The following is a 17,265-nucleotide window of genomic DNA, read 5'->3' as shown; positions in this document are numbered from 1 at the left end:
GCGTTCTCCGCTCTCGGCTGAGAGAGCGCCAGTGCGTGTGCGGTGACCGGAGCCGCCGGGGCGGGGACCCTCAGCGGGCGGCCCTGAGCGCGCCCGCGGAGCCGAGAAGCTCGGCCGCGCTCAGGGCGTTGACGTGGGCGGCGCCGTAGGTGCTCACGTAGGCACCGCAGTCGGGCCGCCAGATGGGCAGGCCCATCTCCACCACCACGGCCTCGGGGCGGACGCTGAGCAGGGCTCTCACGAACTCCTGCGCACTCGGGTAGCGGTGCGCGTCCCGTACCACGACGACCAGGTCGCGACCGGCCGCGGCGGTGAGCTGCTCGGAGGGTTCGTCGGCCTCGGGGGAGACCCGGACGGTGTCGCCGAACCAGGGGCCCAGACCCCACGGCACGTCACCGACGGCGATCCCGGCGGGGGCGTCCACCTCCACCACGTAGGGGTTCTCCAGGGCGGGGACGTCCCCGTCCACCCGGGTGGCGCGGCGGGCCCCGGCCAGCCCGACCCGTTCGGTGCCGCCGTCGGCCCCGTCGCGCGCACGCTCCTGCGCGGACCGCTTGATCCAGTCGCGCAGCCGGGCGTTGCGGTCGGCCGCCTCCTCCAGGCGTTCGCCGGACAGGCGTCCGTCGCGCACCGCCCCGACCAGCGCGGAACGGACCCGGGCGACCTGGTCGGCGTAGACGAAGCGGCCCAGGCAGAGCAGGTCGCAACCGGCGGCCACCGCGAGCACGCTGGCCTCGGGGATGCCGATCTCGCCGCTCACGCCCCGCATGTCCATGGCGTCGCTGACCACGACCCCGGTGAAGCCCATCTCGTCGCGCAGCAGGTCGTTGAGCACGGTGCGGTTGAGCGTGGCGGGACCCTCGACGCCCAGACCGGGCAGCTCGATGTGCGCGGTCAGGATGGCGCGGACCCCGGCGTCGACGGCGGCCCGGAACGGGAGGAGTTCCCGGCGGCGCAGCAGCTCGGCGTCGGCCTCGATCTGGGGCAGGGTGTGGTGCGAGTCCTGGGAGGTGGCTCCGTGGCCGGGGAAGTGCTTGGCGCACGCGGCCACCCCGGCTTCCTGGAGGCCCTGGACGGAGGCGGCGGCGTGACGGGCGACGAGTTCGGCGTCGGACCCGAAGGAGCGGGTGCCGATCACCGGGTTGTCGTCGGCCACGTTGACGTCCACCGAGGGGGCCAGGTCCAGGTTGAAGCCCAGGCCGGAGAGCTGGAGGCCCAGCGAGCGCAGGGTGGCCCGGGTGAGGTCGGTGTCGTCGACGGTGCCCAGCGCGGCGTTGCCGGGGTAGTCGCTGCCCCGGGCCTGGCCGATGCGGGTGACGTCGCCCCCCTCCTCGTCGAGGGAGATCAGGGGCGTGTCCGTGGCCTCGCGCAGGCTCGCGTTGAGCGCGGTGACCTGTTCGGGGCTCTCCAGGTTGTTGTGGAACAGACAGACGCCGGAGATCCCGTCCGCCAACCCGTCCAGGATCCATCGGGGGGCCTGGAGGGACTCGAAGGGCACCAGCAGCGTGGCGTTGGCCAGACGCTCCAGTGTCGGGTCGTGCGGCATGACGAACTCCGTTCGGTGAGCAGGGGTGCCCGGGCGGGGGCAGACGTGTGGCGGGAAGAGGGGTGTCGGTGGTGTCGGCGGACTCGGGGGGCGGGGCGCGCAGACTTCGCGGGCCCCGCCCCCGAGGCGGTGTCCGGGCGGCTCAGCCCTTGACCGCGCCCATGGTCAGGCCGGAGACCATGCGGCGTTGGACGAAGAGGAAGAAGACCATCACGGGGATGGTCAGCAGGGTGGAGGCGGCCATGATCGAGCCCCACTCGGTGCCGAACCGTCCGAAGTAGTAGGACAGCGTGAGCGGCAGCGTGTAGCTGTCGGTGTCCCGCCCGAGGAAGGTCAGGGCAACGATGAACTCGTTCCAGGCGGTGATGAAGGCGAAGATGCTGGCGGCGACCAGGCCGGGTGCTACGAGCGGCATGAGAATGCGCCAGAAGATGGTCCACCCGCTGGCTCCGTCGATAGCTGCTGCCTCCTCCAGTTCCTTGGGAACGGCGGTGACGAAGCCCCTCAGCATCAGGATGGTGATCGGTAGGGAGACCGCCGTGTACACGATCAGCAGGCCGGAGAGGTTGCCGAGCAGTTGGACGCCGCTGGCTTCCGACAGTGAGCGGAAATTGATGAAGATGGAAATGATCATCGCTTCCATCGGCACCATTTGGATGATGAGCAGCAGCATGATGAAGGCAGAGCGGAGTTTGAACCGGAACCTGGCGACGGCCACCGCGGCCAGCAGGGAGAAGAACGCTCCCATCGCCACCGCACCGAGGGTGACGATGAGGCTGTTGGCGAGGAAGGTCCCGAAACTCACCCCGGGGATCAGTTGACCGTTGACCACCCGATCGAAGTGTTCGAGTGTGGGGGCCTGAGGGAACAGGCTCTGGTCTCGGGTGAAAATCTCGCCGGTCGGTTTGAAGGCTGTGGCGACCATCCAGTAGACGGGGAAGACCGAGAAGATGAAGACGGCGATCCCGGCCAGGTACAGGGGGAGCGTACGCAGACGGCGCAGTGGGCTGCGATGGTGGGTGTACTGCGGGTTCCGCGGGCCGTTGGAGCCACCCTTCGAGGAACCGCGGAGCGCGGCGGGGGCGTTCTGTACGGTCTTGTCGACGGCGGTCATCGGGTCTCCCCCTGGCGGATCATGATGCGCAGGTAGTACGCGGTGACGGCGAGGATCATGACGGTCATGACCACGGCGATCGCCGATCCCATGCCGTAATTGGCCGGGCTGGCGCTGAATCCCTGCTGATAGATGTAGTAGGAGAGCAGGTAGACGTCCTTGTTCTGGAAACTGTTCGCCAGGATGTACAGCTGGGTGAATACGCGCAGGTCCCAGATGATCTGAAGGATCAGCAGCAGGGCGAACAGCGGTCGCAGCATGGGGAAGGTGACGTTCCAGAACGACTTCCAGGCGTTCGCCCCGTCCATCCGCGCGGCCTCGTACAGCTCCGACGGGATGCTCTTGAGGCCCGCGAGCACCGACACCGCGATGAACGGGAACGACTGCCAGACGATCACCATGATGAGGATGGTGAACAGCGGCAGGGGTTCGAGGAACCAGTTGTACTCGAGCCATCCGTCACCGACGAGCCAGTTCGGGAGGCGGTCCAGCGTGATGTTGACCAGACCGCGTTCGGGGAGGAACAGCCACCGGAAGACCAGGGAGGCGCTCAGCGCAGGGGTGGACCAGGCCAGCATCATGCCGATGGCCACGAGGGTCGAGAACCACTTGGGCAGCTTGTGCAGCAGGATCCCGACGAGGGTCCCCAGCACCATGGTGATTCCCACCATGAGGATGCAGACGACGATCGTGTTGCGCAGGATCGACCAGAACTCACCGTCTGAGAGCAGGTTCTGGTAGTGGGCGAAGTTGTTCCACTCCGGGCCCGGCTGGTTCGGCATCAGGTTTCGGGTGGTGAAGCTCGTGAAGGAGTACCACACCATCTGCACGATCGGCCAGAGCAGGACGGTCGCGAGCAGGATCACCGACGGGATGATGAGCAGGTACGGAGTCGGCTTCACGCGCCAAGGCTGACGTGCCTTACCTGCGGCATCGTCCGGGGCAGCTGGCGCTTTGTCGACGGTTCTCGGCATGGTCTTCTCAATCGGGGCGGGTTCGGCCGTGGCGGGCGGGCATGCTGCCCGGCCGCCACGGCGTGACTCGGATGGAAGGGGCTGCTACTCGACCGGCTCGTTGAGGATCTCGGTCAGCTGCTGGTTGGCCTCCTCCAGGACCTTCTCCGGGTCATCCCCCCGGACGATGTCCAGAACGGCGCCGGGCAGGATCTTGTTGTCCTGGTCCGCGGCGTTCCAGCGCGGGGTGCTGGGGAAGAAGCGCGTGTTCTGCATGCTGGTCGCCGCGGCGGCTCGCTCCGGGTCGTCCTGGTACTCATCGGCCTTGAGCATCTCGGGGTAGGCAGGGAAGAAGCCCGCAGCGTCGGCGTAGCCCTTTCCGCCTTCCTGGTCGCCGAGGACCCCCAGCAGTTCGAAGGCGTGGTCCGGGTGCTCGGTGAGGCCGAAGACGGTCAGGGCGGAACCGCCGGCGAAGACCGGGGCGAAACCGTCGGCACCGGGGATCGGCGCGGAGGCGATGTTCTCCAGAACCTCGGGGTCCTCGGCCTGCTCCTCCATGGAGCTCAGGGCCCAGCCGCCGTCGATGTACATGCCGAGCTGGCTGTTGGCCATGTCGGCCAGCGGGACGAGCTCGTTCTCGCCGACATAACTCTGCGGCGAGATCTCCTGCTCAGAGGTGAGCCCGGCGTAGAACTCGATGGCCTCGACGGTGGCGGGGTCTGTCAGCTGACCGGTCCACTCATCACCCTCCTGCACGGCGATCTCCCCGCCGTTGCTCCAGATGAAGCTGGCGATACCGTTGGTGAAGTCGGTGGGGGCGGCGAAGCCCGGGACTCCGTACTCCTCCTCGATGGCCTCGGAGACCTCGACCAGCTCGTCCCAGGTCTCGGGCGCCTCGTGACCGACTTCCTGGAGCCAGTCGGCCCGGTAGTACAGGGTGCGCACACCGGAGAACCAGGGCACGCCGTACTGGGTGCCGTTGTATGTGCCGTACTCCAGGGCGGCCTGGTCCATGTCGGAGGCAGGCGCCCATTCGGAGACCTGGTCACTGATGTCGAGCAGAGCGCCCTGGGAGGCCCAGTTGGAGACCTGATCGTTGCCGACCTCGAGAACGTCGGGTGCGTCACCGCCCGCGATGGCGTTGGTGATCGATTCTTGGGCGTCACCCCAGGGAATGAACTCGACGTTGACGGAGGTGTCCGGGTAGAGCTTCTGGAAACGGGTCTCCGCGTTGTCGAAGTAGGTGACCAGTTCATCCTGGGCGGTACCCATCACCCATACGGTCAGGGCCTCGGGCGCTTCGCCCGATCCGTTGCTGCTGTCGTCGGAGCCGCCGCCGCAGGCGGCCGCAAGCATCACCACGGCCGAGGCCATCGCGATCTTTGGGAACCTCATGTGAATCTATCTCCCTTCGCACGACGCGCTGGGGCGCGGCGCCTGTGCTCGAAACGACCTGGGATCATGAACGGATCCGGGCGCCTCGACATCTCTTGTGGGGGGCGTGTTGTCGAGTGGTTCGTGCTGGGTCAGCACGGTTGGCCGCCCCGCCGGCGCGGGTACCGGTGGTCCGATAACAAGGCGGACCTGCCGGGACGTGACCTCCTGTGAGGTTGTGAGCTAAATTAACAGGAAACTTTCCTAATAAAAACAGGGTGAGGTGTCACGGTTATGTCTCAACGTCCGGGGACTCCCCGGCTGCTGCGCCAGCTCAACGATCGCGCGGCACTGGAACTCCTACTGTCCGGGGGGCCGCTGACCCGGACCCAGCTCGGCACGAGGACGGGCCTGTCCAAGGTGACGGCGTCCCAGCTCCTCGCACGGCTGGAGGAGCGCGACCTCGTCCGGGTGGTCGGCAGCAGGGCGGGCGGGCGCGGGCCCAACGCGGCCCTCTACGCGGTCGTTCCCGAGAGCGCCTACGTCGCGGCCCTGGACGTCAGCGCCACCCGGGTCACCGCGACCATCGCCGACATCACCGGCCAGGTCATCAGCGACGTCACGGTCGACCCCAGCGCCTCCGACGACCCCGTCGCCCTCGTGCACACCGCCGTCATGCGCCTGGTCGACACCGCGGGGGTCCCCCTGGACAAGGTCCGGGCCTGCGTCATCGGCACCCCCGGCGTCGTCGACCCCCGCACCGGTGACATCCGCTTCTCCTTCGACCTCATGTCCTGGCACGAGGGCGTCCTGGAAGCCCTGCGCGCCGACCTCGAACGCTCGGTCATCATCGAGAACGACGTGAACCTCGCCGCACTGGCCGAGCACGCCGAGGGCGCAGCCGCGGGAGTCGACGAGTTCGTACTCATCTGGCTCAGCGCGGCCGGCGGCGTCGGTATGTCCACGATGATCGGCGGCCGGATCCACCGCGGCCGCTCCGGCGGCGCGGGCGAGATCGGCTACCTGCCGGTGCCCGGGGCGCCCCTGCCGGTCGACGTCGGCCTGTCCGGCGGCTACGAGGCCCACAAGGAACACGGGGACCAGGAGCTGCCGCACGGCTTCCAGGCCCTGGTCAAGGCCGGCCAGGTGGTCAAACTCGCCCAGGAGCACGGCATCACCGGCACCGACGTCACCGAGGTCGTGGCCTCCGCCTCCGCCTCCGACAGCCCCGAGAGCGACGCCTTCCTCGACGCCTTCGCCGACCGGCTCGCCCGGGGCGTGGCCGCGGTCAGCGTGATCATCGACCCCGGGCTGGTCGTGCTGGGCGGTGACGTGGCCGAGGCGGGCGGCCCCAGGCTCGCCGAACGGGTCCAGGCCGCCACCGCCCGCATCGCCCCGAACACCACCGAGGTGGCCCTGGGCGCGGTCGAGGGCAACTCACTCGTGCGGGGCGCCCTCCTGCACGCCCTGGAACACGCCCGCGACGAGGTCTTCTCCTCCACGGTCTGAACCGCCCACCACACCACCGTCACCCCACTCCGCGCCCCGGCCCCCTCACCCGCCGGGGCGCGGACCGGTGCCGGGGCCCGGGGCGGTACCGGAGGCCGGTTCAGTTCCCGCCTGCGGCGGGGCCGAAGGAGTCGAGCATGCTCCGGAAGTCCTCCCGGTACTCCTCCCGCAGCTCGGCGGGGAAGTTGAGGCTCAGCCGGTAGGAGATGCCCCGGTCCCCGTCGGTGATCTCCCGGGAGAACATCCACCGCTCCTTGAACTCGCGCTCCTCGTGGTGGAACAGCACCTCGTAGACGGCGCTCTGGAGCCCGCCCTCCATCCGCGCGGTGTCCAGCCCCTGCCGCCGGACGTCGCTGAAGTCCTCGTCCTCCCGGAGCAGCTCCTCCATCCGCAGCATGGCGCTCTCGGCGTCGTGGAGCAGGACGTCGTACCGGGTGGCTACGACCGTCGCCGTACCGGTCTCCACCCCGGTACCCAGCTCGTACGAGGCCAGCCGGGTGACCGACTCTCCGCCGCCCCGGAGGTCCCCGTCCCGGACCTCCCAGTCCTCGGGCAGGATGAGGCCGACCACACCGTCGTCGAGCCGGACGAACCCCTCGGGCGCGTCGTCGGTGACCGTCTCGGGTAGTTCGGGCCCGGACGGCTCGGGGCTCGGACCCGGCTCCTCCGAAGCCGCCACGCCGCCGGCGGCCGTCCCGGCTCCGTCGGCCCCGGTGGATCCGGCGGAACCCCCGGACCAGGGAACCAGGGTCCGCAGGGCCAGGCCCCCCAGCACCAGCACGGCCAGGAGCGCGGCGGCACCGGCGACCCACAGCGGGGCACGTGAGCGCCCGGGCCGGGAACCGGGAGCAGGCGCCGCCGGGGGCACCGCGGCGGTCGGCCCGGTGGGGGCCGAGGGGCGCTGGCCCGAGAACGCGTGGCCCGCCTCCGCGACCGGACGGTTCGGCCCGGGGGCGTCGAGCAGGGACAGCGCCTGCTCCGGGAGCAGGCGCCGTCGGGGGTCCCGCTCCAGGAGCCCGCCGACCACGGTGGCCAGCCGCCCCCGGGCAGGCGGTGGCGGAACAGGCTGGGTGAGGATCGCGGTGAGGGTCGCGGTGAGGGTCTCCCTCCTGAAGGGGGACACCCCGGCCAGGGCCTCGAACAGGGTGGTCCCCAGACTCCACAGGTCCGAGACCGCGCTGGTCCCGTCGTTCTCCAGGCGCTCGGGGGCGGCGTAGGCGGCGGTGCCGAGAACGGCCCCGGTGCCGGTCAGGGCCGTCCCCTCGTGGTCGGGGAGATTGGCGATCCCGAAGTCGGTCAGCACCGGGCGGGCGCCGCCCTCGGTCAGCACGATGTTGGCGGGCTTGACGTCCCGGTGGATCACCCCGGCCCGGTGGGCCGCCCACAACGCGCCCAGCAACGGCCGGGCGATCCGTTCCACCTCGGCCTCCGCCAACGGCCCCGAGCGCTTCAGCCGCTCGCGCAGCGACTCACCCTCCAACAACTCCATGACGATGAACGGGACCCCGTCCGCCTCCAGCACGTCGTGCACGGTCACCACCGAGGGGTGGGAGACACGGGCCGCCGCCTGCGCCTCGCGCACCACCCTCGCCCGGGCCCGCTCGCGTTCGCGGGGCGGCATGCCGTGCGGCAGATGGACCTCCTTGACCGCCACCTCCCGGTCCAACCGGGTGTCGCGGGCACGCCACACCGTGCCCATCGCACCACTGCCCAGCTCACCCATGAGCTCGTAGCGGCCGACGCACCTCCACGGGGAGGGAGGGGAGGGGTTCTCCGCGGGATCCGGGGGTTCCGCGGGATCAGTGGGGACCATGCGTCCATTCTCCCAAACCCTCCGAACCGGGGCAGCCCGACCGGTGGGAGGTCAGGGGGAGGGCACCAGGTCCCGGACCATCACGACCCGGGCGCGGACCAGGATCCCGGCCCGTTCCTCGGCCTCCCACTGCCGGGCCAGCTCCGGCCCCCACTCCGGCCGGGGGAGCACCGTGAAACCCCTGCGCCCGTACCAGGGAGCGTTCCAGGGCAGGTCACGGAAGGTGGTCAGGCTCACCCGGGTGCGCCCGCTCCCCGCCGCCCCGACGCAGACCGCCTCCAGCAGCGCCCCGCCGATCCCGCGCCGCCCGTACCCGGGGTGCACGGCGAGCTGTTCCAGATGGGCGTCCCCGTCAAGCGTGACCGTCGCGGCCAGGCCCACCACCTCCGTGCCGTCCACCGCCACCAGTACCCGCTCCGCCCGGTCGAGCACCTCCCGGGGATCGTCCGGCGGCAGCTCCAACCCCGCCTCGGCGAAGAGCGTGTCCGCGGCCAGGGACACCTCCACCACCCCGTCCACGTCCTCCGCCACCATCCTGCGGATCCTCGGCACCACCGCTCCCCCTCCCGCCGCGCACGTCCTGCTCCGGCCCCCATCATGCTGCGGCCGCGCCGGACCGGCCAGGGGTTTTCCGCCCCCCGGCGGGCGCGGGGACCGCCCTCCGGTCAGCGGCGCAGCCGCAACCCCCGCGGTGTCACATGGAAACCGGCGGCGACCAGGGCGGTGTCCACCGGGGTACCGAAGACCTCCGCGCCGTCGGCGCGCTCCACGGTCAACGAATCCGCCGCCCCGGCCAGGACCAGCTCCGCCACCGCGCGGGCGGCCCGCTCCAGCAGCTCCGGGGACGATCCGAAGGTCAGCACCGACCGCCCGCCCCGGCCCAGGTACAGCGTGAGCCGCCCGTCGTCGACCACCACCAGCGCACCCGCCGTCCGACCCGGCCGGTGCGCAGGATCCGACCCCGGTGCCCCCGCGGGCCAGGCCAGCGCCGCACCGAAGGGGTTCGCGGGGTCCGTCGCGGCCAGCACCACCGGGGCCCGCGAGCCCCCGGCCCCCTCACCGGCCAGGGACCGGAGCCGGTCCACCGCCCCGGGCAACGCGAACTGCGCCCCGCCGAGCCCCTCCACGAAGTAGCCCCGCCGGACCTGCCCGGCCTCCTCCATCGACTGCAGCACCCGGTACTCCTCCTGCGGCATTCCCCGCCCCTGCTGACCCCTGAGCAGGATCCCGCCGCGTTCGAGCCCGGCCTCCACCCGGGCCAGGACACGCCGGGTGGGGTCCGGTTCGGGCTCGGGACGCACGGACCAGCGTCCCGCCGCCGTGGGCGGCCCCGAGCGGGTGGGCAGAGCCGGCCGCCGCCGCACCCGGGAGGGGGACCGCCGCGGAACACTCCCCGCGCCCAGCACCGCGCGCAGCGGGGCCAGGGTGTCGTTGGTGACGCACCCGGCCCAGACCAACTCCCACAGCGCCGCCACCAGGTCGGCGTCGGGGACCACCGCGCCGCCCGGGGCGCGGGCGACCCGGTCGGCGACGTCCCGGAAGAACAGAGCACCCCCCTCCCGCAGCACCCCCAGAGCGGTGCTCGCGAGCGTGCCCTCCTCGGGGGCGAGGGGCACGGGCAGCAACAGGGGCGCCTCCTCCGCCGGAACCAGCACCACCCAGCCGTCCCCGCCCGGCAGCCCTCCGGTCCCGGCCCACACGACCTCACCGGCCTGGGTGAGCGCGTCCAGGGACGCCGGGGCATACCCCTCCACCCGGGCGGGCAGCACCAGGGACTCCAGGCAGGAGGCCGCCAAGGGGGCGCCCCGCAACGAGTCCACGGCCCCGAAGACCGCGTCCGGGCCGTTCAGCCGCGCACCGGGGACGGCCCGCTGCCACAACGGCGCGAACCGGGCCAGCGCACGGGGTTCGACCGGCTCCACCTCCCGCCGCAGCCGAGCGACCGATCCTCGCCGCAACCGGCGCAGCACGCCCTCGTCGCACCACTCGGTGCCCGAGCCCCCGGGCCGGAAACCGCCCCGCGCCACCCTGCCCGACCGGGACAGCTCCCGCAGCGAGTCCTCCACCGACTCCCGGGACAGCCCCAGGCGCCCAGCCGCCTCAGCCGAGGTGAACGGCCCGTGCGTACGCGCGTACCGGGACACCAGGTCGAGCACGGGGGAGTCCACCGGCTCCAGGAACGCCTCCGGCACCCCGGGCGGCGGCTCCGCGCCCAGGGCGTCCCGCAACCGCGCCACATCCTCCACCGCACACCACCGCTCGGCACCGGCGACCCGCATCCACACCGCGCGTCCCGCACCCTCCAGCTCCGCCAGCCACGCCGACCCGACCCCCCGTTCGGCCGCCTCCCCCGCGGACAGCGGCCCCACCTCCCGGAGCAGGTCCGCGGTGCCCTCCAGGTCCCGGACCGGGGCGTCCAGGCGCTGCAGCAGGGCACCGGTACGCTCCACCACCCCGGGATCGAGGAGCTCCCGCAGGTCCGCCCCGCCCAACAGGTCGGCCAGCAGCGACGGGTCCAGGGTCAGCGCCTGCGCCCGCAGCTCGGCGGCCGGGGCGTCGCCCTCGTACAGGAACGCCGCCGTGTACTCCATCAACAGCGACCGGGCGAACGGCGACGCCTGCCGGGTCTCGACCTCCACCACCCGGATCCGCCGTGCCCGCACGTCGGTGAGCACCCCCGTCAGCGCGGGCACGTCGAACACGTCGCGCAGGCACTCGCGCACCGTCTCCAACACGATCGGGAACGACCCGTACCGGCCCGCCACCGACAGCAGGTGCTGGGACCGCAACCGCTGCTGCCACAACGGCATCCGCCGGTCCGGCCGCTGACGGGGCAGCAGCAGCGCCCGTGCAGCGCACTCCCGGAACCGGGACGCGAACAGCGCCGAACCGGTGAGTTCGTCGGTGACCAGATCCTCCACCGTCTCCGGGTCCAGCGACACCAGACCGGTCAGCTCGCCGGCCCCGCCGAACCCGTCCGCCCCCAGGTCCGGAAGGCGCAGTACGAGCCCGTCATCACCGTGCACCACCTGCGCGTCCACCCCGAACCGCTCGCGCATCCGCCTCGCGACGGCCAGCGCCCAAGGCGCGTGCACCCGGGCGCCCAGCGGCGAGTGCACCACCGCCCGCCAGTCACCCACCTGGTCGCGGAAACGCTCGATCACCACCGTGCGGTCGTCCGGCACGCTCCCGGTCGCCTCCCGCTGCTCGGCCACGTACTCCACCAGGTTGTCGGCCGCCCACTCGTCCAGCCCCGCCGCCGCGGCCACCTCCCGGGCCCCCTCCCGGTCGCGGACGGCCAGTTCGCGGGTCATCGCACCCACGGCCCGGCCCAGCTCTGCGGGCCGACCGAGCGCGTCCGCCTTCCAGAACGGCATCCGCCCGGGCCGGCCCGGCGCGGGGGAGACCATCACCCGGTCGGCGGTGATCGCCTCGATCCGCCACGAGGACGAACCCAGTACGAACACGTCGCCCACTCGGGACTCGTACACCATCTCCTCATCCAGCTCACCGACCCGCGTAGGGGCCCTGCCGCCCCGGTCCGAGGCCAGGTGCACCCCGTACAGCCCCCGGTCCGGGATGGTGCCCCCGCTGATCACCGCCAGCCGCTGGGCGCCCGGCCGGGCCCGCAGCACGTCCCCCTCCCGGTCCCACACCAGGCGCGGACGCAACTCGGCGAACTCGTCCGAGGGGTAGCGCCCCGACAGCATGTCCAGCACCGACTCCAGCACCGGGTCGGCCAGGTCCGCGAACGGCGCGGCCCGCCGTACCAGCGCCGCCAGCTCCGGAACCCGCCAGTCGTCCATCGCCACCATCGCCACGACCTGCTGGGACAGCACGTCCAGCGGGTTGCGCGGCATCTCCAGCCGCTCGATCCCGCCCGCGCGCATACGCTCGGTCACCACCGCGGTCGCCAGCAGGTCGCCCCGGTACTGCGGCAGGAAGACCCCGCGCGAGACCTCGCCCACCCGGTGCCCCGCCCGCCCGACCCGCTGCAGGCCGCTGGCCACCGACGGGGGTGCGGCCACCTGCACCACCAGGTCCACCGCACCCATGTCCACACCCAGTTCCAGGCTGGAGGTGGCCACCACGCACCGCAGCCGCCCCGCCTTCAGGTCGTCCTCGATGAGCGCCCGCTCGGCCTTGGACACCGACCCGTGGTGGGCGCGGGCCACCACCGCGGCCGCTCCGCGGCTCTGCTCGGACTGGCCGATGACCTGGGCGGCCCTCTCCTCGGCGGGCAGGACGCCGCCGGTGCGTTCGGCGTGCAGGTCGTTGAGGCGGGCGCACAGCTTCTCCGCGGTGCGGCGGCCGTTGGTGAACACGATGGTGGAGCGGTGCCCCTCGACCAGGTCCAGCACCCGGCGCTCCACGTGCGGCCACACCGAACCCCGGCCCATGGTGTTGCCCGCGCGGGGGTCCGGCGGGACCCCCGCGGCGGTGGCGGGCGGACTGCCCGGCTCCTCCAGGTCCGGGACCGGGGACTGGACCCGCAGCTCCATGCGCGGGGCGTCCGGCGGCGCGACGACCGCGGCACCGCCGCGCGCGCCGCCCAGGTACTCGGCGACGGTCCGCCTGGGGCGCACGGTCGCGGACAGGCCGATCCGCTGGGCCGGGCGCCCCAGCAGGGCCTCCAGGCGCTCCAGGCTCAGGGCCAGGTGCGCGCCGCGTTTGGTCCCGGCCAGGGCGTGCACCTCGTCGACGATGACGGTCTCCACCCCCGACAGGCCCTCCCTGGCCTTGGAGGTCAGGACCAGGAAGAGCGATTCGGGTGTGGTGATGAGGACGTCCGGCGGGTGCGTGGCCGTCCTGCGCCGCTCCCGGGCCGGGGTGTCGCCGGTGCGCACGCCCACGGTGACGGGGCTCAGGTCCTCGCCGCGGGCCCGGGCGGCGTCCGCGATCCCCGCCAGCGGCTGGCGGAGGTTGCGCTCCACGTCCACGGCCAGGGCCTTGAGCGGTGACACGTACAGGACGCGGCAGCGCTTCGAACGGTCCTCGGGGACGGGGGCGCGGGTGAGCCGGTCCAGGGACCAGAGGAAGGCCGACAGGGTCTTGCCGGACCCGGTCGGGGCGACGACGAGGGTGTCGAGGCCGGCCGAGACCGCCTCCCAGGCCTCGGTCTGGGCCGGGGTGGGGCCCGCGGGGAAGGCCCGGTCGAACCAGGCCCGGGTCGCCGCTCCGAAGGGTTCGAGGGGGTCGGTCACACCGTTCATCCGGCCAGTCTGCCCAAGGGGCCCGACAGATCGGGGCAGGACACCCGGGGCGGGGCCGTGAAGGGGACGGGCGCGGGGAGGGCGGCCCCGGTCCCGGGGAATCCGTCCTGTGGACAAGTCCACGGAGGTCGGCCCGGTCGCCCATACTGGGGCCGATGAGACTCACTGCTTTCTGGAACAACATGCACGCCCAGTTCGGCGAGGTCTACACGGCCAGCCTCGCCAAGGACCACGTCATCGAGGGGCTCGGCTCCCGGACGGTCAACCAGGCGCTCGCCGACGGCATCGGGCCCAAGGAGGTGTGGCGGGCGGTGTGTGACGCGTTCGACCTGCCGGCCTCCGCCCGCTGACCTCCGCGGGGCCGTCGGCACGGAAAAACCGACACGGCTGGGGCCCGTACCGGATTTCGAACATGAGTTCGGGTAGTCTGGGGTTTGAGCAGGCGGACGTCGAGCGTCGCGATTGTCGTACCGACCGCGTAGCGTCGTGCGCACCATGAAGAAAAAGGCATCAACCCAACAGGGGAATCCCGTGGCATCAGGAGACCGAGACAAGGCTCTCGAAACAGCGCTCGCGCAGATCGAGCGGCAGTTCGGCAAGGGCTCCGTCATGCGCCTCGGCGACGACGACCGCCCGCCGATCGAGGCGATCCCCACCGGCGCCATCGCCCTGGACGTCGCCCTGGGTATCGGCGGCCTGCCCAAGGGCCGGGTCGTCGAGGTGTACGGCCCGGAGTCCTCCGGTAAGACGACCGTCGCCCTGCACGCGGTGGCCAGCGCCCAGAAGATGGGCGGCATCGCCGCGTTCGTGGACGCCGAGCACGCGCTCGACCCCGCGTACGCCAAGAAGATCGGCGTCGACACCGACAACCTTCTCCTGTCCCAGCCGGACACCGGTGAGCAGGCGCTGGAGATCGTCGACATGCTCATCCGCTCGGGTGCCGTCTCCATCATCGTGATCGACTCCGTGGCGGCCCTGGTGCCCCGTGCCGAGATCGAGGGCGAGATGGGCGACAGCCACGTCGGCCTTCAGGCGCGGCTCATGTCGCAGGCGCTGCGCAAGATCGCCGGGGCCCTGCACTCCACCGGCACCACCGCGATCTTCATCAACCAGCTTCGTGAAAAAGTCGGCGTCATGTTCGGAAGTCCTGAGACAACCACGGGAGGGAAGGCGCTCAAGTTCTATTCCTCGGTCCGTCTGGACGTGCGCCGTATCGAAACCCTTAAAGATGGAACCGACGCGGTCGGAAACCGCACCCGCGTCAAGGTCGTCAAGAACAAGTGTCTTGCGGAAGGCACGTCCGTGTTCGATCCGGTTTCGGGCGTCACGCACCGAATCGAAGACGTGGTTGACGGAAGCCTGCCCATCCATGTCGTCGCCGCGGACAAGGCGGGACTCCTGCACCCCAAGCCCGTGGTTTCCTGGTTCGACCAGGGTGAGCAGGAAGTGATCGGACTCAAGCTCAGGGGCAAGAAGGAGGTCTGGGTGACCCCGGACCACCAGGTGCTCACCGAGCGCGGCTGGCGGGAGGCGGGCGATCTGGTCGAAGGAGACAGGATCGCGCGCCCCCGGGAGTTCGGTGGTTTCGGTTCCAGGTTCCCGGTAACCTCGGATGAGGCCCGAATGTTGGGGTACCTCATCGGTGACGGATACGTCGGCGGGAAAACGCCGATTCATTTCATCAATGTCGCTCCCGAACTCCATGAAGACGCGGCGAATATCGCAGAGCGTATGGGCTGTAAGGTGACGAAGCATGAGGGAAAGATCAGTGCTTCTTACTCTCACCGGATCGGTGAGAAGAACGATCTCATCCAGCTTTGCCGTGAGGCTGGAATCTGGGGGAAGCTGGCTCCGGAGAAGAGCGTTCCGGCATACTTCTTTGACCCTGAAACCAGTTCGGACGTTTCCGCGAACCTGATTTTCGGCCTGTTCGAGTCCGACGGTTACGTGAGTCGGGAACAGACCGGGGGGATCCGCGTCGGATATGCCACCACCTCTCGGCAGCTCGCGGAACAAGTGCACTGGCTGTTGCTGCGATGGGGCATCGGTAGCACTGTGAGCTCCCGTGACCCCCACGCCCAGCGAGGTGGTGTGATCCGGGGGCGCCGTATTTCCGGAAAGCTCCCCGCTTACGAGGTGCGGGTCTCCGGTATTGAGAACGTCAGCGCGTTCGCGGAGGCGATTCCGATGTGGGGCCCTCGCGGTCGTGTCCTCGTGGACGAACTGGGGAAGCTCGATGGTCGGCACCGGGGATCCCAGCGCAACTACATGCCCGACGCCGTGTTCGCTCCGGTGCTCGCGCACCTGGAGGCGAGGGGTGTCACGCCGAGCTTCGCTGCGCAGGTCATCGGAGAGCGGTCCGGTGACCCCGTCGGTGGAATGAAACAGGTGCTGGGTTCGCCCAGGATGCGTCGAGACCGTCTGACCATGCTTGCCGAAGGGTTGGAAGACTCGTTCCTCCATGAGCTCCTGGCCGAGCAGGTCTGGTACGACAACCTCATGGAGGTCCTTCCGGCGCGGCAGGCCCGCACCTTCGATGTGGAGGTCGAGGACCTGCACAATCTGGTCGCCGAGGACATGGTGGTACACAACTGCGCGCCGCCCTTCAAGCAGGCCGAGTTCGACATCCTGTACGGCGTCGGCGTCTCCCGCGAGGGCAGCCTCATCGACCTGGGCGTCGAACACGCCATCGTGCGCAAGTCCGGTGCCTGGTACACCTACGACGGCACCCAGCTCGGCCAGGGCAAGGAGAACGCGCGCAACTTCCTGCGCGAGAACGTCGACGTGTCCCAGGAGATCGAGAAGAAGATCAAGGAGAAGCTGGGCATCCCCGGATTGGGCGACGACAGCGCCTCCGGCAGCGCCAAGGGCGAGACCGGGGCCGACCCGGCCAAGGGCACCAAGGCCGAGGAGGCCAAGGCCCCCGCCAAGCGGGCCACCGCCAGGACCACCAAGGCCGCCGACCCGGATGCGTGAGCGGCGCCGGTCTCCTGACCGCACCGGAGAGGCCGAGGCCGCTCCGGTGAGCGCCGACGAGGAAACCCCTCCGGGCGGGCAGGCCCCGCCCGGAGAGGAACCCCCGCCCAGCGGGGAGAAGCTGGAGAACAAGGCCAGGAACCTGGTGCTGCGGATGCTCACCCACTCTCCGCGCACCCGCGCCCAGCTGGAACGCTCCCTGCACCGCAGGGAGTACCCGGACGAGGTGGTGGACGCGGTCCTCAACGGCCTCGACGAGGTCGGGCTGATCGACGACGCCGCCTTCGCGCGGGGCTGGGTCAGCTCCCGGCAGTACAGCCGCCACCTGTCCCGGCGCGCCCTGACGCAGGAGCTGCGCACCCGCGGGATCGAGGAGGAGACCGTCCGCGAGGCGGTCGCCGGGGTCAGTGACGAGGACGAGCAGGATGCCGCCCGGGCCCTGGCCCGCAAGAGCCTGCGGGGCAGCCGGAACAAGGACAAGGAGGTCCGGATCCGCCGCGCCCTGGGCGTGCTCGGCCGCAAGGGCTACCCCGGCGGGCTCTCCTACCGGATCGTCCGCGAGGAACTCGAACAGGAAGGCCTCGAAGCCGACCTGCCCGACCCCGAACTCTGAGCCGTGGCGGGTCGCCGGTCTCCTCTTCGCTGGCGTCCGCACCTCCACAGCGGACGCGGAGAACGGCGGAACCCGCCCGCGGGGCGGCCCGGGACAGCAGGCCCCGCAGCTCGCACGGCAGCGGCGGGCACCCCGGCCTTCGGGGAGGGAGCGC

The 17,265-nt window shown here is 71.3% G+C and carries 11 protein-coding genes; 4 read left to right on the top strand and 7 right to left on the bottom strand.

The window, feature by feature from the left end; genetic code table 11:
* Positions 1-70: 70 nt before the first annotated feature.
* The 4 genes from AC0VYD_RS19015 to AC0VYD_RS19000 form a co-directional block, all read right to left on the bottom strand.
* Positions 71-1,546 (bottom strand): glycoside hydrolase family 3 protein, encoded by a 1,476-nt coding sequence (locus AC0VYD_RS19015; protein WP_475476825.1) that lies wholly within the window; start codon positions 1,544-1,546, stop codon positions 71-73.
* 142 nt (positions 1,547-1,688) lie between these two features.
* Positions 1,689-2,660 (bottom strand): carbohydrate ABC transporter permease, encoded by a 972-nt coding sequence (locus AC0VYD_RS19010; RefSeq protein WP_475476824.1) that lies wholly within the window; start codon positions 2,658-2,660, stop codon positions 1,689-1,691.
* Positions 2,657-3,634: a carbohydrate ABC transporter permease gene (locus tag AC0VYD_RS19005; protein WP_475476823.1), complete on the bottom strand. Its 978-nt coding sequence runs from the start codon at positions 3,632-3,634 to the stop codon at positions 2,657-2,659. The genes AC0VYD_RS19010 and AC0VYD_RS19005 overlap by 4 nt, the downstream gene beginning before the upstream one ends.
* Positions 3,635-3,718: 84 nt before the next feature.
* Positions 3,719-5,008, bottom strand: a complete 1,290-nt coding sequence (locus tag AC0VYD_RS19000; protein ID WP_475476822.1) for an extracellular solute-binding protein — start codon at positions 5,006-5,008, stop codon at positions 3,719-3,721.
* Positions 5,009-5,281: 273 nt separating this feature from the next.
* On the opposite strand from AC0VYD_RS19000, the gene AC0VYD_RS18995 reads away from it, so the two are divergent.
* Complete coding sequence (locus AC0VYD_RS18995) at positions 5,282-6,496, top strand: ROK family transcriptional regulator (protein WP_452541420.1); 1,215 nt, start codon at positions 5,282-5,284, stop codon at positions 6,494-6,496.
* A 100-nt stretch (positions 6,497-6,596) separates the two neighbouring features.
* Here AC0VYD_RS18995 and AC0VYD_RS18990 read toward each other — a convergent pair whose 3' ends face one another.
* The 3 genes from AC0VYD_RS18990 to AC0VYD_RS18980 form a co-directional block, all read right to left on the bottom strand.
* Positions 6,597-8,309 carry a serine/threonine-protein kinase gene (locus AC0VYD_RS18990; protein ID WP_475476821.1) on the bottom strand — a complete coding sequence of 571 codons (1,713 nt, stop codon included), beginning with the start codon at positions 8,307-8,309 and terminating at the stop codon, positions 6,597-6,599.
* Positions 8,310-8,360: 51 nt separating this feature from the next.
* Complete coding sequence (locus AC0VYD_RS18985; RefSeq protein ID WP_475480309.1) at positions 8,361-8,843, bottom strand: GNAT family N-acetyltransferase; 483 nt, start codon at positions 8,841-8,843, stop codon at positions 8,361-8,363.
* Between the two features lie 131 nt (positions 8,844-8,974).
* Positions 8,975-13,522: an ATP-dependent helicase gene (locus tag AC0VYD_RS18980; RefSeq protein WP_475476820.1), complete on the bottom strand. Its 4,548-nt coding sequence runs from the start codon at positions 13,520-13,522 to the stop codon at positions 8,975-8,977.
* Between the two features lie 155 nt (positions 13,523-13,677).
* On the opposite strand from AC0VYD_RS18980, the gene AC0VYD_RS18975 reads away from it, so the two are divergent.
* From AC0VYD_RS18975 to AC0VYD_RS18965, 3 genes are all read left to right on the top strand, one after another.
* A complete protein-coding gene (locus tag AC0VYD_RS18975; RefSeq protein ID WP_191275816.1) occupies positions 13,678-13,872 on the top strand; it encodes a DUF3046 domain-containing protein in 195 nt (64 codons plus the stop codon).
* Positions 13,873-14,017: 145 nt separating this feature from the next.
* Entirely contained in the window at positions 14,018-16,498 is a 2,481-nt protein-coding gene (gene recA, locus AC0VYD_RS18970; protein ID WP_475480308.1) for an intein-containing recombinase RecA, read from the top strand.
* On the top strand, positions 16,491-17,111 hold the full coding sequence (locus tag AC0VYD_RS18965) for a regulatory protein RecX (protein ID WP_475476819.1): 621 nt from the start codon (positions 16,491-16,493) through the stop codon (positions 17,109-17,111). Before recA ends, AC0VYD_RS18965 begins: the two co-directional genes overlap by 8 nt.
* Positions 17,112-17,265: the final 154 nt, after the last annotated feature.

The sequence above is a fragment of the Nocardiopsis sp. iso_40 genome (genome assembly GCF_056173285.1).
This window is presented reverse-complemented; position numbering and strand designations above follow the sequence as displayed.

What these genes read in the sequence shown, in the direction of transcription:
- AC0VYD_RS19015 (WP_475476825.1), bottom strand. Translation starts at nt 1,546, where the DNA reads ATGCCGCACGACCCGACACTGGAGCGTCTGGCCAACGCCACGCTGCTG.
- AC0VYD_RS19010 (WP_475476824.1), bottom strand. Translation starts at nt 2,660, where the DNA reads ATGACCGCCGTCGACAAGACCGTACAGAACGCCCCCGCCGCGCTCCGC.
- AC0VYD_RS19005 (WP_475476823.1), bottom strand. Translation starts at nt 3,634, where the DNA reads ATGCCGAGAACCGTCGACAAAGCGCCAGCTGCCCCGGACGATGCCGCA.
- AC0VYD_RS19000 (WP_475476822.1), bottom strand. Translation starts at nt 5,008, where the DNA reads ATGAGGTTCCCAAAGATCGCGATGGCCTCGGCCGTGGTGATGCTTGCG.
- AC0VYD_RS18995 (WP_452541420.1), top strand. Translation starts at nt 5,282, where the DNA reads ATGTCTCAACGTCCGGGGACTCCCCGGCTGCTGCGCCAGCTCAACGAT.
- AC0VYD_RS18990 (WP_475476821.1), bottom strand. Translation starts at nt 8,309, where the DNA reads ATGGTCCCCACTGATCCCGCGGAACCCCCGGATCCCGCGGAGAACCCC.
- AC0VYD_RS18985 (WP_475480309.1), bottom strand. Translation starts at nt 8,843, where the DNA reads ATGGTGGCGGAGGACGTGGACGGGGTGGTGGAGGTGTCCCTGGCCGCG.
- AC0VYD_RS18980 (WP_475476820.1), bottom strand. Translation starts at nt 13,522, where the DNA reads ATGAACGGTGTGACCGACCCCCTCGAACCCTTCGGAGCGGCGACCCGG.
- AC0VYD_RS18975 (WP_191275816.1), top strand. Translation starts at nt 13,678, where the DNA reads ATGAGACTCACTGCTTTCTGGAACAACATGCACGCCCAGTTCGGCGAG.
- recA (WP_475480308.1), top strand. Translation starts at nt 14,018, where the DNA reads ATGAAGAAAAAGGCATCAACCCAACAGGGGAATCCCGTGGCATCAGGA.
- AC0VYD_RS18965 (WP_475476819.1), top strand. Translation starts at nt 16,491, where the DNA reads ATGCGTGAGCGGCGCCGGTCTCCTGACCGCACCGGAGAGGCCGAGGCC.